The organism is Nonomuraea sp. NPDC049141 (assembly GCF_040648415.1).
Taxonomy (GTDB): Bacteria; Actinomycetota; Actinomycetes; order Streptosporangiales; family Streptosporangiaceae; genus Nonomuraea.
On the sequence record NZ_JBEZDR010000008.1, the window covers coordinates 408,118 to 422,916 of the forward strand.

At 70.6% G+C, this 14,799-nt stretch carries 16 protein-coding genes; 2 read left to right on the top strand and 14 right to left on the bottom strand.

Annotated features, from left to right (window positions below):
• Nucleotides 1-66 precede the first annotated feature (66 nt).
• The 7 genes from AB0B91_RS26300 to AB0B91_RS26330 all read right to left on the bottom strand — a co-directional run bounded on the left by AB0B91_RS26300 (nucleotide 67) and on the right by AB0B91_RS26330 (nucleotide 6,943).
• Nucleotides 67-720 (bottom strand): DUF1961 family protein, encoded by a 654-nt coding sequence (locus AB0B91_RS26300; RefSeq protein WP_358324898.1) that lies wholly within the window; start codon nucleotides 718-720, stop codon nucleotides 67-69.
• Nucleotides 720-1,793, bottom strand: coding sequence for a substrate-binding domain-containing protein (locus AB0B91_RS26305; RefSeq protein ID WP_358324625.1), 1,074 nt, complete (start codon nucleotides 1,791-1,793; stop codon nucleotides 720-722). The genes AB0B91_RS26300 and AB0B91_RS26305 overlap by 1 nt, the downstream gene beginning before the upstream one ends.
• 133 nt (nucleotides 1,794-1,926) lie before the next feature.
• Nucleotides 1,927-2,601, bottom strand: coding sequence for a response regulator transcription factor (locus AB0B91_RS26310; RefSeq protein WP_358324628.1), 675 nt, complete (start codon nucleotides 2,599-2,601; stop codon nucleotides 1,927-1,929).
• Nucleotides 2,598-4,331 (bottom strand): histidine kinase, encoded by a 1,734-nt coding sequence (locus AB0B91_RS26315; RefSeq protein WP_358324631.1) that lies wholly within the window; start codon nucleotides 4,329-4,331, stop codon nucleotides 2,598-2,600. Before AB0B91_RS26315 ends, AB0B91_RS26310 begins: the two co-directional genes overlap by 4 nt.
• A 173-nt stretch (nucleotides 4,332-4,504) precedes the next feature.
• Nucleotides 4,505-5,275 carry a hypothetical protein gene (locus AB0B91_RS26320; RefSeq protein WP_358324634.1) on the bottom strand — a complete coding sequence of 257 codons (771 nt, stop codon included), beginning with the start codon at nucleotides 5,273-5,275 and terminating at the stop codon, nucleotides 4,505-4,507.
• Nucleotides 5,272-6,189 carry an ATP-binding cassette domain-containing protein gene (locus tag AB0B91_RS26325; RefSeq protein ID WP_358324637.1) on the bottom strand — a complete coding sequence of 306 codons (918 nt, stop codon included), beginning with the start codon at nucleotides 6,187-6,189 and terminating at the stop codon, nucleotides 5,272-5,274. Before AB0B91_RS26325 ends, AB0B91_RS26320 begins: the two co-directional genes overlap by 4 nt.
• Before the next feature lie 82 nt (nucleotides 6,190-6,271).
• Nucleotides 6,272-6,943, bottom strand: coding sequence for an acVLRF1 family peptidyl-tRNA hydrolase (locus AB0B91_RS26330; RefSeq protein ID WP_358324639.1), 672 nt, complete (start codon nucleotides 6,941-6,943; stop codon nucleotides 6,272-6,274).
• Between the two features lie 107 nt (nucleotides 6,944-7,050).
• On the opposite strand from AB0B91_RS26330, the gene AB0B91_RS26335 reads away from it, so the two are divergent.
• Entirely contained in the window at nucleotides 7,051-8,076 is a 1,026-nt protein-coding gene (locus AB0B91_RS26335; RefSeq protein WP_358324642.1) for an EAL domain-containing protein, read from the top strand.
• Nucleotides 8,077-8,231: 155 nt separating this feature from the next.
• On the opposite strand, the gene AB0B91_RS26340 is transcribed toward AB0B91_RS26335, so the two are convergent.
• Both AB0B91_RS26340 and AB0B91_RS26345 read right to left on the bottom strand, forming a co-directional pair.
• The gene (locus tag AB0B91_RS26340) at nucleotides 8,232-8,837 is read right to left on the bottom strand and encodes a response regulator transcription factor (protein WP_358324645.1); all 606 of its coding nucleotides are present in this window, start codon (nucleotides 8,835-8,837) and stop codon (nucleotides 8,232-8,234) included.
• Nucleotides 8,834-9,967 (bottom strand): sensor histidine kinase, encoded by a 1,134-nt coding sequence (locus AB0B91_RS26345; RefSeq protein WP_358324648.1) that lies wholly within the window; start codon nucleotides 9,965-9,967, stop codon nucleotides 8,834-8,836. Before AB0B91_RS26345 ends, AB0B91_RS26340 begins: the two co-directional genes overlap by 4 nt.
• Nucleotides 9,968-10,053: 86 nt before the next feature.
• Between AB0B91_RS26345 and AB0B91_RS26350 the strand changes: the two genes are divergently transcribed.
• The gene (locus tag AB0B91_RS26350; RefSeq protein WP_358324651.1) at nucleotides 10,054-11,160 is read left to right on the top strand and encodes an RNA-guided endonuclease TnpB family protein; all 1,107 of its coding nucleotides are present in this window, start codon (nucleotides 10,054-10,056) and stop codon (nucleotides 11,158-11,160) included.
• A 98-nt stretch (nucleotides 11,161-11,258) separates the two neighbouring features.
• Here AB0B91_RS26350 and AB0B91_RS26355 read toward each other — a convergent pair whose 3' ends face one another.
• The 5 genes from AB0B91_RS26355 to AB0B91_RS26375 all read right to left on the bottom strand — a co-directional run bounded on the left by AB0B91_RS26355 (nucleotide 11,259) and on the right by AB0B91_RS26375 (nucleotide 14,782).
• Nucleotides 11,259-11,993: an ABC transporter permease gene (locus AB0B91_RS26355; RefSeq protein WP_358324653.1), complete on the bottom strand. Its 735-nt coding sequence runs from the start codon at nucleotides 11,991-11,993 to the stop codon at nucleotides 11,259-11,261.
• Nucleotides 11,993-12,877: an ABC transporter ATP-binding protein gene (locus AB0B91_RS26360; RefSeq protein ID WP_358324656.1), complete on the bottom strand. Its 885-nt coding sequence runs from the start codon at nucleotides 12,875-12,877 to the stop codon at nucleotides 11,993-11,995. The genes AB0B91_RS26355 and AB0B91_RS26360 overlap by 1 nt, the downstream gene beginning before the upstream one ends.
• Before the next feature lie 69 nt (nucleotides 12,878-12,946).
• Entirely contained in the window at nucleotides 12,947-13,561 is a 615-nt protein-coding gene (locus tag AB0B91_RS26365; protein WP_358324659.1) for a carbonic anhydrase, read from the bottom strand.
• 43 nt (nucleotides 13,562-13,604) lie between these two features.
• On the bottom strand, nucleotides 13,605-14,456 hold the full coding sequence (gene hisG, locus AB0B91_RS26370; RefSeq protein WP_219528546.1) for an ATP phosphoribosyltransferase: 852 nt from the start codon (nucleotides 14,454-14,456) through the stop codon (nucleotides 13,605-13,607).
• Between the two features lie 62 nt (nucleotides 14,457-14,518).
• Nucleotides 14,519-14,782, bottom strand: coding sequence for a phosphoribosyl-ATP diphosphatase (locus tag AB0B91_RS26375; RefSeq protein ID WP_214636287.1), 264 nt, complete (start codon nucleotides 14,780-14,782; stop codon nucleotides 14,519-14,521).
• Between the last annotated feature and the right edge of the window lie 17 nt (nucleotides 14,783-14,799).

Genomic DNA, 14,799 nt, shown 5'->3' on the forward strand with positions numbered 1-14,799 from the left:
GTTCCTTGCCCGTTTCGCACGGGTGAACGGCGGTTGGTGCGAAATTAGTGTTGAATCGACTCAAAGTCAATGACGAGAAACCCGCAGATTCGCATATTCCCCGATCATCGGGGCCATCTGCCGGAACCCGATCTTGCCGCCCACCAGCGCGGGGCCGCCGGTGCTGCCGTCGTCCGTCCAGCGGAACGAGACGACATCGTTAATCGCGAACGTGATCACGCCGCCCTCGACGTCCAGGCGCATGGCGTACGGACCGTCGGCGTCGAGCACCGCGGGTAGCGGGTCGGCACCCTGCGCGACCAGGTGGAATCCATGGCTCTTGCGCAGGTTGCAGGTGTGCAGGGCGCGTTCCGACGCCCACATCCTGCGGAAGTAGGACACGTGGTAGGCGTCGATGTCGCCGTGGTGGTACTGCTCGTACGGCCCGCTGCGCGGCGCGAGGCCCGGATCGAACAGATCCTCGCCACCCCGGCCGCGGGCATGGAAGAACATGATGCACAGCCCCGGCTCCCTGACCGGCCAGAAGTCCCATTCGATCCGCACGTCGGCGGGCAGGTCCTCGGGGCACCACAGCACCACGTTCGCCGCCTGCCCGTCGGCCGGCGGCCTGAGACTCTCCAGCCGCATCCGCCCCATGGGGAACGTCGTCGCACCGTCCCCTTCCAGCCGGAACCCGGCCAGATCGTCGGGGCCGGCGAGCGGATTGCGGTAGATCTCCATCAATGAGGACTCCTGTGCAGGTCGCTGGACTGCCGGACCACCAGGTCCGGCTGAAAGATGACCTGCCGGTGCCGGTGCAGCTCCGGCTCGGCGACCTCCTCCAGCAACAGGTCGATGGCCGTGCGCCCGAGCAGCTCACGCGGCTGGCGGACCGACGACAGCGGCACGGTCGCCGCGGCGGCGAAGTCTATGTCGTCGTAGCCGACGATCGCCATGTCGTCCGGCACGCGCAGCCCACGCGCGGCCATGGCCTGCAGGAACCCCAGGGCGAGCAGGTCGTTGGCGCAGAAGACGGCCGTCGGCCGCTCCCCGGAAGGCAGCGCCGCCACCCGCTCACCCGCGCTCCGCCCGTTGGCGACGCTCAGCGCGGGCATGAACCAGGCGACCAGTTCGACGCCACCACCCGGTCCCATCCCGCCGCCCGGGTCGACTCCCCCGCCCGGCTCGGTGTCGCCCGCCTCGGTGACCGCGCTCGTGAAGCCCGCGTGCCGGTCGGCCACCTGCTTGATCGACTGCGGCCCGCCCACGAACAGGATCTTGCGGTGTCCCCGCTCGATCAGGTGCGATCCGGCGATGTGGCCACCGAGCCGGTCGTCGACCGCCACCGAGCACTGCAGCCCGGTGGCGGCGCTGTCGACGAGCACCACGGGCGTGCCCCTGGCGGCGAGCTCCGCCAGCCGCGGGTTGCCCGCGTCGACCGGCGTGATCAGGATGCCCATCACCCGCTGCTGTTCGAGCTGGTAGAGGTAGCGCAGCTCGCGGGCCGGGTCGGCGGCGCTGTTGCACAGCACCACCATGGTGTCGTGCTCATCCGCCAGGGTGTCGGCGCCCTGCGCGACGTCGGCGAAGAACGGGTTGGCCACGTCCAGCACGATCAGGCCGACCGTGCGGCTGCGGCCGACCCGCAGGTGGCGAGCCACCTCGTTGCGGACGAAGCCCAGCTCGCGGATCGCGCTGAAAACGCGTTCACGCGTGGCGGGGGAGACGATCTCGGGGCGGTTGAGCACGTTGCTCACGGTGCCCACGGAGACGCGTGCCCGCTGCGCGACCTCCTTGATGTTCGTGGTCGCCATTGATCCTCACGTGGCCGCTCCGGTGTTGAACGGGCCTCATCATAGCCGTACACATGATCTTTTTGAATCGACTCAAGGCGATGAGATACCAATTCGCTTGCCGTCGCGCATCAGATCACTGATCACGAGGCCATCATCGCTCCCCACGGCGTACGATGCCGCTCTCGTACGCGAGGACCACGAGCTGTACTCGATCACGCAGGTGAAGCTTGGTAAGGATCCGCCCGATATGCGACTTGACCGTCGCCTCAGAGATCGTCAACGACCCGGCGATCTCGATGTTGGACCAGCCCCGGGCCACCTGCCTGAACACGTCCCGCTCCCGCTCGGTGAGCCGGCCGAGCAGCTGGTCGGCCGGAGACTGCCCGGTCGCCGGGTCGGGCAGGTGACCGGCGAACGCGTCGATGAGCCGGCGGGTCACACCGGGCGACACCATCGCGTCACCGGCCGCCACCGCCCGGACACCTGTCAGCAGGTCGGCCGGCGGCACGTCCTTGAGCAGGAACCCGCTGGCTCCGGCCCGCAGCGCGGCGTAAACGTACTCGTCGAGATCGAACGTGGTCACCACCAGCACCCTCGCCTCGGCCCCCGACCCGACGATCCGCCGGGTCGCCTCGATGCCGTCCAGCACGGGCATCCGTACATCCATCAACACCACGTCGGGCCGCAGCGCCCCGGTCATCGCCACGGCCTGCGCACCGTCGCCCGCCTCGCCCACCACTTCCAGGTCCGGCTGCGTCTCGATCACCGCCCGGAACCCGAGCCGTTGCAGGGGCTGATCGTCGACGAGCAGTAATCGGATGCTCATGCGAGCATATTGTCGTCGAACCGCAGGCGAACGCGCACCCGCCACCCACCGCCAGGGATTGGCCCCGCCTCAACCCAGCCACCGTACGACGCGGCACGCTCGACCATCCCCGCCAGCCCATGACCACCCTCCGCCCCCGGCGTCCCGTAGCCACCACCAGACCCCACCAGCCCGTGGCCACCACTCGGCCCCGCCGTCCCGTAGCCCCCATCCGGCCTCGCCCAGCTGGGGCCACCATCCGGCCCCACCAAACCGCCTCCGTCATCCGGGCCCGCCAACCCGTGAAGACCACCCGGCCCCGCCAGACCGTCTTTGCCATCCGACCCTGCCAACCCGTGCGCACCGTCCGGCCCCACCAATCCACGGCCACCGTCCGGCCGAACCGACACCGGACGTGCGTGACGGCCGGCGCCGTCGTCGGTGATCTCCAGATCAGCGCCGTACGTCGTGTAACTGAGCTGGACGCGCACACTGGCCCGCCGTCCCGCGTGCTTGAGGACGTTGGTCAGCGCCTCCTGCACGATCCGGTACACGGCCAGCCCCGCCCCTGGGCCCCAGTTGCCTGCCACACCCTCGCGGAGCACCTCGACCCGTACACCCGCCTCCCGCACCTGGTCCACCAACCGGTCGAGATCGTCCAACCCCGGCTGCGGCGCCCGATCCGAACCTCCACCCAGCCGCGACTCACCGCCGCCATCGCGCAGCAGACCGACCAGCCGCCGCATCTCCGACAACGCCTGCCGCCCGGTCTCCGAGACCTTCTCCATCATGACCGCCACCCGCTCGTCACCGACTCCGGCGAAATACGAGGCCCTGTCGATGTGCAAGGGCGTGTCGACATGTAAGGGCGTGTCGATGTGCGAGGCCCCGGCGGAGTGAGAAGCGCTGTCGGCCCGCGAGTCTCTGGCGGTAGGCGAAGCACCGTCGATGGGCGAAGCACCGTCCACAGGTGAACCCCCGCCGGAGCATGAGCCGCCCTCGGCAGGTGAGGCACCGTCCGTAAACGCGGCACCGGCGGCGTACTGTATGCCGCCGGTGCCCGGGGCCCTGTAGGCGAGCGAGGCTCTGGCGGTGTACGAAGCGCCGTCAGCGAGCGCGACCATGACGGCCAGGCTGTGCGCGACGATATCGTGCACCTCCCTGGCGATCCTGGCCCGCTCGGCGGCCACCGCCAGCCGGGCCTGGTGATCGCGCTGCTCCGCCAGGTGCCGGGCGCGCTCGGCCAGGTAGCCCTGCCGCATCCGCAGGGTGACCCCCAGCAGCGCGACGACCACCAGGACCGAGGACATCCCGATCAATGTCGGCCAGCCGGGGTCGTCCCGCAGCCCGCTCAGCCCCACGGCGCCCGCGACCGCCCCCACCGCCGGCCACAGGTGGCGCTGCGGGCGGTGCCGGGCCACCGTATACACCGCCAGCAACGGCACGAAGACCAGGAACACGCCAGTGACCCCGATCAGGCCGCTCACGCCGACCAGCCCCAGCACGATCCAGAACACGACGGCAGGCGCCCGCCGCCGCCACACCAGCGGAACATGAACGACGGCGAACCACAGCCAGGCGGCCCCTGTGACACCTGTCCCCGGTTCGAGCACACCGCGGGCATCCGCACCCCCCGCCGTCGCCGGTATGGCCAGCGCCGCGACCAGGCAGGCCAGCCCGGCGTCCGCCATCTCCGGATGGCGGACGGCCCAGGCACGCAGCCGACCAGCGGAAACAGCCCAGACGCGCACCCGACGGACGGCACCGGCCCCGGCACGGAACCGACCGGCGGAAGCGGCCCCGGGACGCACCCGACCGGCGGAAGCAGCCCCAGCATGCGTCCGACGGGCAGAGGCGAGCCAGACACGCACCCGACGGACAGGCGCCGCCCAGGCACGCGGCCCACGAGGGGCGGAGGCGGCGTTCATGCGTCCCGCCCGCGCAGCATCACCGCGGCACCGCACAGCGCCAAGACGATCCACCCGAGCACCACGACCGTCCCCGGTACGGGCTCCAGCACGCCGCCGGTGCCGTCGATCTCGTACATGGCCTGCAGGGCGGGCGTGGGCAGGTAGGGCAGGACGGTCTCGCGCACCGGGGCGGGCAGCGCGCCCGACAGCACCGGAGGAAGGAGCACGATGACGGCCACGAACACGGCGATCGCGCCGGCGGTGTGCCGCACCATCGTGCCGATGCCCAGCCCGAGCAGGCCCACCGCGACCGTGGCGGCCGCCACCCCGAGGATCGCCCGGACGATGTGCGGGTCACCGAGCGTGAGGCGGGCGGTCTCGTCGACGAACGCCTGGTTGGCCAGGAACGCCAGTAAGTAGGCCGCGACCATGATGGGGGCGGTGACGGCGACCAGGACCAGCGCCTTGGCCCATAGCACCGGCAGCCGGCGCGGCACCGCGGTCAGCGTGACCCGGATCAGGCCGCCGCCGTATTCGCTGGTCATCATCAGCACCCCGAACACGCCGATCGCCAGGGCGAACAGCAGGAACCCGCCGCCCACCGCCTGATCCGCGACCGGTGTCGCGGGCGCCGGCTCGCGGGCGGCTGTCCAGCCGATGATCGCGGACAGGCCGATCAGGAGTTGCGGGATCATGCCGAAAACGAACCACGTAGCGCGCAGCGTGTACAGCTTGGTCCATTCCGACCGCAGGACCCGGCCGAAGGTGATCTGGGACGCGGTCACGGCAGGCTCCCTTCCTTCGCGGAGAACTCCATGGCGTCGCGGGTGAGCCGCATATAGGCCTGCTCCAGCGACGCGCGGCGCGGGCTGAGCTCGTGCAGGGCCAGGTCGTGCCCCCTCGCCAGGGCGCTGATCGTCTCGACCGGCAGGCCGCCGATCAGCAGGGTGCCCGGCTCATCGGTCGTCACCGCGGCTCCCTGCCGGACGAGCAGGTCGCGTAGCTCGGTGGCCTGCGGGCTGCGGACCCGCACGCGATCCACGCCGGAGCGGGCGATCAGCTCGGTGGTGGAGGTGTCGGCCAGTAATCGGCCCCGGCCGATGATCACCAGGTGCTGCGCGGTCATGGCCATCTCGCTCATCAGGTGGCTGGAGACCAGCACGGTGCGGCCGTCGGCGGCCAGTCGCCCGAGCAGGGTACGCAGCCACAGCACGCCGTCGGGGTCGAGCCCGTTGACCGGTTCGTCCAAGATAAGGACGCCGGGGTCGCCGAGCAGCGCCGCCGCGATGCCCAGCCGCTGGCGCATGCCCAGGGAGAAGCCGCCCGCCCGGCGCCTGGCCACCGGCTCCAGGCCCGTCAGCGCGAGCACTTCGTCCACCCGGGACGCGGCGATCCCGTGCGTGCGCGCCAGCGCCAGCAGGTGGTGGTAGGCCGTGCGTCCCCGGTGCGCGGGTGTCGCCTCCAGCACCGCGCCGACCTGCCGCAGCGGGTCGGGGTGGTCGGTGTAGGGGCGGCCGTTGACGGTGGCCGTCCCGGCGCTCGGGCGGTCGAGGCCCACGATCGCGCGCATCGTCGTGGACTTGCCGGCGCCGTTGGGCCCCAGAAAGCCGGTGACCTGACCCGGCCGTACGGAGAAGGACAGGTGGTCGACGGCGGTGACGCCCCCGTAGCGTTTGGTCAGCTCCCGTATCTCGATCACGTGGTCAACGCTAGAGACGGGCGCTTCGGCGCACGACCACCCTGGGTCTGGTCTTGGCCGCCGTGCGTGTCAGCCTCAGGTCTTACGAGGCCCCGCCTGTGGTGGGTGGGTCCACCACGCGAATGCGTACCGCGCGGAACAGGGCGGGCGTGTCCTTGAGTACGGCGAGCTTCGGGTCGGGGACGACGAGGAACGGTTCGGTCTCCAGCGCCAGCAGGCCGGCCAGGCGCCGGTCGGCGCGCAGCGCGTCCACGGCCCGGCGGTCGCCGCCGAGCACGACCGCGTCCAGCTCGCCCTGGCACGGCGACAGGACGCGCAGCACGGTCTCGGCCGCCGCTTCGAAGGCCTGGCCCGCCTGGTTCTGCCTGCGTCTGGCGAAGCGCTGCTGCGACCACCCGCCCGCCGCGGTACGCCCCTGGACCAGCCGCGACCCGACCTTGGACGTCACCAGCCGCGACCCATGGAACAGGCCCGCCGCGTAACCGCCCATCCGTACCAATATGACCCCTATGTGCCGCTCCGTCCGCGCGTGGGCGACAAGCCTGGTCACGTACGGCGGCCCGGCCTGCAGCGGCGGGAAGGGCACGTACAGCTCCGCCAGCGCCCCGTCGGCGGCCACCAGGCGCACGACCCGCTCGTCACCGGTGGCCTCGAACGGGCCATGCCGGTCGGCGAAGCCGTCGATCCACGGGTGCACGCGCTCGGGCACCACGGACACCCACCGCCCGCCACCCTTCGCCGGTCGCGCACTCATGCCGGAAGGCTATCCGAACGGAGACCACGCCCAACTCCGTGGGAAATATCGGTGAATTTCGCTTCAAGCCACTTCTGCCCGACGTGGCGCACCACCATCATCGCAACGTGTCCTCCCTGCTCACCAGCCCCGTAGTGGATCTTGACACGGGAGCCGTCATCGCACGCCCGGCGGTCATCGACCCGGCGGGCTACCTCAGGGCCGACCCGCTGCCCATGGTGCTGGAGCTGCCCATGCGGATCGTGCTGGCGGGCGCGGGCGCGCTGGCTCCGCTGCACGAGGCGATGCGGCGGTCGGGCAGGCACCCGCGCGAGGCCATCGTGCTGCTCACGGGCCCGTGCGGGGCGGCCGACCGGCCGGTGTTGAAAGTGACGCTCGACGGGCTGCGCAACCTCGGCTACCTGCTGGGCTTCAGCGACGTGGGCACGGAGAGCGTGCCGCTCGACATCATCGCGGACGCCTCCCCGTACCTGCTGGCCCTGGCCCCGGAGCCGGCCGGGGGGCTGCCGGGCGACCATCGTCCGGCGGCGGTGGCACGGGCGGTGGTAGCACTGGCCCGCGGTCTCGGCGCGCACGCGCTGGTCGCGGGGGTCGAGCACGAGGCGCAGCTCGCCGCGGTGCGCGGCTGGGAGGTGCGGCTGGCCTGCGGGCCGCTGCTGAGCCCGGGACCCGACGGGAAGGTACGGGTGCCGCTCCCGGCCACCGCCGGGGAGCCGTCCGTCACCGCACGGCTCGGGCCGCGCGTGCAGGAGCTCCTGCTGCCCGCCGTGACCCTGCCCGCCGGAGCGAAGGCGGAGGAGGTGATGGCGGCCTTCGGGCAGGAGCCGTCGATCACCAGCGTGATCCTGGTGGACGAGTACCAGCGGCCCAGGGGCAGCCTCGATCGCAGCCGGTTCCTGCTGTCGTTCGCGGCCCGCTACGGGCATGCGCTGCACGGCTCGAAGCCCGCCCAGCGGCTGGCCGACCCGCCGCGTACGGTGCCGAAGAGCACCCCCGCCGTGGCGGCCATGCAGGCGGCGGGCCGGGACTCGGGCCGCGTCTACGACGACCTCGTGGTGACCGACGAGCTGAACCGCTGCCTGGGCATCGTGCGGGTGTCGGACCTCATCCGGCAGGTGGCCTGGGCAGGGTGATCGCCAAGCTCGACCCTGACGTGATCGCCATGCAGGAGTGGGCGGGCCAGGCAACAAGACTCGGCTACCACGAGGCGCGCAGTTCCTCGCTCCTGGTGCTGTCGCAGCGGCCGATCGCCCTGAGTCGGAGGTACGGCAGCGCGGTGCCGGCCGAACTAGAGCCAGCCCTGGGTTTTGGCGCGCTGGACGGCCTCGATGCGGTTGCGGGCGTGCGTCTTCTGGATGGCCGACGACAGGTAGTTGCGCACGGTGCCCTCCGACAGGTGCAGGTGCCGGGCGATGTCGCCGATGGTCGATCCGTCGGCCGCGGCGGCCAGCACGTCGCGTTCGCGGGCCGACAGCGGGTTGGGCCCCGCGCTGAGCGCCGCCGCCGCCAGCCCCGGGTCGATGACCCGCTCCCCCGCGTGTACGCGCCTGATCGCCGCCGCCAGCTCGCGGGCCGGGCTGTCCTTGACCAGGAAGGCCACCGCACCCGCCTCCATGGCGGTACGCAGGTAGCCGGGGCGGCCGAACGTGGTCAGGATCATCACCCGGCAGCCGGGCACCTGTTCGGTGATCCGGGCGCCCGCGCTGAGGCCATCCATGACGGGCATCTCGATGTCGAGCAGGGCGATGTCCGGGCGTTCCGCGAGCGCGACGGCCACCGCCGCCTCGCCGTCGGCCGCCTCGCCGACGACCTCGATGTCGGGCTCCAGGCCGAGCAGCGACGCCAGCGCGCCGCGTACCATGCCCTGGTCCTCGGCCAGGATCACCCGGATCACGCCGCCGCTCCGGCGGGGACCAGCACCCGCAGCCGGAAGCCCGCCCTGGCTCCCGGACCCACCTCCACGGTCCCGCCCGCTCCGCGCACCCGCTCGGTCAGGCCCTGCAGACCGCTGCCGAGCCGGAACGGCTCCTTGCCCTGCCCGTCGTCCATGATCTCCAGGATGGCGTGTTCGCCGTCGTACGTCACCTCGATCTCGCAGCGACGCGCCCGCGCGTGCCGTACGACATTGGTGGTGCCCTCGCGCACCGCCCACCCGAACAGGCCGTCGAGCAGACCGGGCAGCGGTGTGCCCGAGATCCGCACCTGCGGCTCCACGCCCGCCGCCCGCAGCACGGACCTGGCGTTGTCGAGCTCTTCCGGCAGGCTGCGCTGGCGGTAGCCGGTCACGGCCTCGCGTACCTCGGTCAGCGCCTGCCTGGCCACCGACTCGATGTCCTGGATCTCCTTGGACACCCGTGGGGAGTCCTCGGCCAGCCGCCCGGCCAGCTCGCTCTTGAGCACGATCAGCGAGAGGCTGTGGCCGAGCAGGTCGTGCAGGTCGCGGGCGATGCGCAGCCGCTCGTCCGCCGCGGCCAGCCGGGCCACCTCGCCCTGCGCGTCGCGCAGTTGCTGGGCCAGGACCCTGGTGTTGCGTACGCCGATGAACAGCACGCCCAGAGTGACCACCTGGAGCCCCAGTATGGCGATGGAGGTGGCATCATTGCCGTGCAGCAGCCCGCAGCCGACGACGACCCCCAGCATGGCGACGATGCCGAACCCCGCCCGCCGGGGCGACAGGATCATGGAGAAGAGCACCGTGGTGTAGACGGGCAGGCTCAGCCAGCCGCCGCCGAAGACCAGCGCGGCGCCCACGGCCAGCGTCGTGGTGAGGGCGAGCAGCGGGTAGGTCGACGGCGTCCGCTCACGGAAGCTGCGCGGGCTCACGACGGTCGCCAGGTACGAGAGCACGAACGCGACCAGCGACAGCCCCGCCCAGACGGCCTTGACGCCGGCGACCTCCCCGGTCACGATCTCCGCCAACGGGAAGATCAGGTAGATCATCCCGAAGGAGATCCCGAACAACCGCCGGTAGCGGGACGAGTCTCCTCTCGTCCCGCCGAAGGTCAGCAGATTGGCCCAGTTCATCAGATACCTCCGAGGGAAACTCCCGCCTTCAGGCCATATCGAACACTCGTACGATACTTACATGATCGTGTAGTAGAATGTGAGGCGTGGCGCAGATCGTGAAGCGGGCCTACAAGTACCGCTTCTACCCGACGTCCGGGCAGGCCGAAGAGCTGGCCCGGACGTTCGGCTGCGTCCGCCTCGTCTACAACAAAGCCCTGGAAGAACGCACCCGCGCCTACACGCTGCAAAAGCGTCGCGTCTCCTACGTCGAGTCATCGGCGATGATCACGGCGTGGAAGCGTAGCGGCGAGTTCGACTTCCTGTCCGAGGTGTCGTCGGTGCCGTTGCAACAGGCGCTGCGGCACCTGCAAGCGGCGTTCGCGAACTTCTTCGCCAAACGCGCGAAGTACCCGACATTCAAGTCCCGCAAGAAGTCGCGGACGTCGGCGGAGTACACCAGGTCGGCGTTCCGCTGGCGAGACGGCGCGCTGACGCTGGCGAAAATGGACGCGCCGCTGGACATCCGCTGGTCGCGTCCGCTTCCCGATGGCGCGCTCCCGTCCACGGTCACCGTGTCCCGGGACGCGGCCGGGCGCTGGTTCGTGTCCCTGCTGGTCGAGGAGAAGATCAGCCCGCTTCCACCGGTGGATCAGAATGTGGGCGTGGACGCTGGCATCTCGGCGCTGGCCACGCTGTCGACCGGCGAGAAGATCGTCAACCCCCGCCACGAACGCCGCGACCGGCGCAAGCTGGCCACGGCGCAGCGGGCGCTGGCCCGCAAGGAGAAAGGCTCGGCCAACCTGGCCAAAGCGAAACTGAAGGTCGCCAAGATACACGCCCGCATCACCGACCGCAGACGCGACCACCTGCACAAGGTCACGACACGGCTTGTTCGCGAGAACCAAGTGATCGCCGTGGAAGACCTGACCGTCCGCAACATGGTCAAGAACCACTCGCTGGCCCGCGCCATCTCCGACGCGTCCTGGCGCGAACTCCGCTCGATGCTGGAGTACAAGGCGGCCTGGTACGGGCGCACGCTCATGGCGGTCGACCGCTGGTTCCCCTCCTCCAAGTTGTGCTCGGCATGCGGGACGCTGCACGACAAGATGCCGCTGAACGTCCGGGAATGGACATGCGCCTGCGGCGCGGTCCATGACCGGGACGTCAACGCGGCCAACAACGTGCTCGCCGCCGGGCTGGCGGAGAGCTGAAACGCCTGTGGAGCCGATGTAAGACCTCAAGAGGAGACCTCCTCGACGGGCGATCGGCGGTGAAGCAGGAATCCCCTCCCTTCAAGGAAGAGGAGCAGTCAAGCCCGAACAGTAGCCCGCCGGTAGGCGTACGCGGCGGCGCCCCCGAGCACGGCCGCCCACGCCACCACGATGAGCAGGTCGGACATCGGCACGCCGTTGCCCGCGATGACGTTCCAGCCGAGATTGGCGTAGTGGTAAGAAGGCATGAAGTGGGCGAGGGTCCGCATCGTGCCGCCGATGGCGTCGACGGGGAACCAGAGTCCGCCGAGCAGCGACAGGGCGAACATACAGATCATCGCGGCGGGCTGGGCGGCGTCGGCGCTCAGCAGCGAGCCGATGAACAGCCCGAGCGCGATGAACGGGACCGTGCCGATCCACAGCGACAGCAGCAGCGGCAGCCACTGGCCGGCCGGCATCGACACGCCCTGCTGCAGCACGCCGGCCGCGCTGACCAGCAGCAGCGACGGCAGCACGAGGACCATCGCGGCGCCGAGCTTGGTGACGATGATCGCCCAGCTCGGCAGCGGGGTGATCTGCAGCTGGCGCAGCCAGCCAGACTGGCGTTCCTGCGCCCAGGGCACGGCCGAGCTCATCATGGACGAGGCGAGCGCGCCGTAGGCGGCCATCGACACCAGCAGGTAGGTGCTCATCCGCACGCCGCCGGCGTCCTTCTGGTCGCCGTAGATGTTGGCGTTGATCAGGTAGAACACGACGGGGAACAGCACCACGAAGATGATGTAGCGCCGGTTGCGCAGCATCCGCAGCGCCTCGATCTTGGCGTAGTAGAGCATCAGGACTCCCTGGTGAGGGCGAGGAAGGCGTCCTCTAGGTCGGCGCCGGAGAGCTGGAGGTCGCGCACGTCGAGCGTGGTGCCCCGGTAGAGCCCGGCGAGGGTCGCGTCGGTGTCGGAAGTACGCAGCGTGGCCGTGCCGGCGGCGATCTCGACCGCGGTGACGCCGGGCAGCAGGTCGAGCCCGGCCGCGGGCTGCTCGCCGAGGGTGAAGCGGACGGCCTGGCCGCCGACGTCCGCCTTGATCTGCGCGGCGGTGCCGTCGGCCACCACCTTGCCCTTGGCGATGACGATCACCCGGTCGGAGTGCTCATCGGCCTCCTCCAGGTAGTGCGTGGCGAACAGCACGGTCCGGCCGCCCGCCGCGTAGCCGCGCATGCTCTCCCAGAACCGCAGCCGCGACTCCACGTCCATGGCCGCGGTCGGCTCGTCCAGCAGCAGCGCCTTGGGCGCGCCCGCGATCGCCAGGGCGAACCTGACGCGCTGGGACTGGCCGCCGGACAGCTTGTTCGCGCGCCGCTTCACCAGGTCGGTGAGGTCGGCCAGCTTGAAGATCTCCTCCAGGTCCAGCGGCTCGGGGTACAGCTTGCGGACCAGGTCGATGAGCTCCTTGACCGACAGCTCGGGGATGAGCTGGCCGCTCTGCAGCATGGCCCCCATCTGGCCGGCCGCGACGGCCTGGCGGGGCGTGCGGCCGAACACGCTGACCGTCCCCCTGGACGGTCGCAGCAGGCCGAGCAGCATGTTGATGGAGGTCGACTTGCCGGCGCCGTTGGGGCCGAGCAGGGCCACGGTCTTGCCGGGCTCTATGGAGAGGGACACATCGTCGACGGCGAGGACGTTCCCGTAGTCCTTGCTGACGTGGTCGAACACGATGGCGTTCATGAGGTCAACGGTAGGTTCGTGGAACTTGCCTGGTTAGTGCGTTACCTCCGGGGCTGGCGGTGACATTTGTCAGGCGACGCGCCGCACCAGTCCCGTGTCGAGGCTGTAGTAGGCGCCGACCACGCTGGCGGCCTGGCCGGATAACACGGCGTCGACTCTCGGGCTCGCTACCGTACGTACGGTGTGCGCACGGACCATCGCGTCCACCTCGTCCGCTTCGCCCCCGGAGCCGGTGTAGACGGGTTCGAGGGCGGCGACGATGCTGGGCAGCTCGCCGGGCAGCGTCTCCTGCTCGCGCAGCGCCCTGGCCGCGGCGGAGACGGCGCCGCAGCGCTGGTGCCCCAGGACGACGACGAGCCTGGCGTGCAAGGCCTGCGGGCCGAACTGGACCGCCGCGGTGACGAGCCGGTCGACGGTGTGCGCCGCCGTACGCACGACGAGCAGATCGCCCAGCCCGGCGTCGAAGACGACCTCGGGCGGCACCCGTGAGTCGATGCACGACAGCACCACCGCGTATGGCGACTGGCCCACCGCCACCTGCCTTCTGCGGTCGGGGTCCTGGCGCGGACGGCGGGACGCGCCCGCCGCCCAGCGTCGGTTGCCGCGCTGCAACGAAGCCCACACCTGCGACGCCCCGGCATCACAGAAGGGGAGATAGCGGGTGGCAAGCGATTCGTCACGCACAGCTATGTGATTCCCGGACGGGACATCACCTAGCGGACAGATCTCACAGGCGGCAGGCGTAGATGTCGGTGGCCAGGATGGCCCTTGCCCCGATCTCCCAGAGCTGGTCCATCACCTGCTGGTGCCCGCGCCGCCGGACCATCACCCGGACGGCGACCCAGCCCTCGCGGTGCAGCGGTGAGACCGTGGGGCCCTCCATGCCGGGCGTGAGCGCGATGGCCTCCTCGATCCGCTCGGCGCGGATGTCGTAGTCCATCATCACGAAGTCGCGGGCGTGCACGACGCCCTGCAGGCGGCGGACGAGCTGCTCGATGCCGGCGTCCGCCCCGTTGCCATTGCCCTGCTGCTTGATCAGCACGGCCTCGGAGCGCATGATCGGCTCGCCGAACACCTCCAGGCCGACGTTGCGCAGCGTGGTGCCGGTCTCGACGACGTCGGCGACCGCGTCGGCGACGCCCAGCCTGATGGCGGTCTCGACCGCCCCGTCGAGCTTGATGACGCGGGCGTCGACGCCGGACTCGGACAGGTATTTGCCGAGCACGCCGGCATAGGAGGTGGCGATGCGCAGGCCGTCGAGGTCCTTGACCGACGTCATGGCACCCGCCTTGGCGGCCAGCCGGAAGGTGGAGCCGCCGAAGCCGAGCGGCATGATCTCCTCGACGGGGGCACCGGAGTCGACGCGCATGTCGCGGCCGGTGATGCCGGCGTCGAGCATGCCCTCGCCGACGTAGACCGCGATGTCGCGGGGTCGCAGGAAGAACAGCTCGCAACCGTTGTCCTCGTCGACGACGACGAGCTCCTTGCTGTCCCTGCGGGACCGGTAACCGGCCTCTTTGAGCATGGTCTGGGCGGCCTCACTGAGCGCGCCCTTGTTGGGTACGGCCAGACGCAACATGGCTGTGTGTCCTTGGTGTCTCGCGGGCTGGTAGGTGTACGGGCTGACGGGCGCGGGGCGCCCTAAAGATGCTTGTACACCTCATCCAGCCCGATGCCCTTGGCGAGCATGAGCACCTGCACGTGGTAGAGCAGCTGGGAGATCTCCTCGGCGGCCCGGTCACTCGACTCGTGCTCGGCGGCCATCCAGCTCTCGGCGGCCTCCTCGACGACCTTCTTGCCGATGGCATGGACGCCGGCGTCGAGCGCGGCCACGGTGCCCGAGCCCGCGGGCCGGGTGCGTGCCTTCTCTGACAGCTCGGCGAACAGCTCTTCGAAGGTCTTCATGATCTCTCTCGTCGGTC

Coding starts and splice junctions, on each gene's coding strand:
- AB0B91_RS26355 (WP_358324653.1), bottom strand. CDS start 11,993: ATGCTCTACTACGCCAAGATCGAGGCGCTGCGGATGCTGCGCAACCGG.
- AB0B91_RS26330 (WP_358324639.1), bottom strand. CDS start 6,943: ATGAGTGCGCGACCGGCGAAGGGTGGCGGGCGGTGGGTGTCCGTGGTG.
- AB0B91_RS26310 (WP_358324628.1), bottom strand. CDS start 2,601: ATGAGCATCCGATTACTGCTCGTCGACGATCAGCCCCTGCAACGGCTC.
- hisG (WP_219528546.1), bottom strand. CDS start 14,456: ATGTTGCGTCTGGCCGTACCCAACAAGGGCGCGCTCAGTGAGGCCGCC.
- AB0B91_RS26375 (WP_214636287.1), bottom strand. CDS start 14,782: ATGAAGACCTTCGAAGAGCTGTTCGCCGAGCTGTCAGAGAAGGCACGC.
- AB0B91_RS26360 (WP_358324656.1), bottom strand. CDS start 12,877: ATGAACGCCATCGTGTTCGACCACGTCAGCAAGGACTACGGGAACGTC.
- AB0B91_RS26345 (WP_358324648.1), bottom strand. CDS start 9,967: ATGAACTGGGCCAATCTGCTGACCTTCGGCGGGACGAGAGGAGACTCG.
- AB0B91_RS26300 (WP_358324898.1), bottom strand. CDS start 720: ATGGAGATCTACCGCAATCCGCTCGCCGGCCCCGACGATCTGGCCGGG.
- AB0B91_RS26305 (WP_358324625.1), bottom strand. CDS start 1,793: ATGGCGACCACGAACATCAAGGAGGTCGCGCAGCGGGCACGCGTCTCC.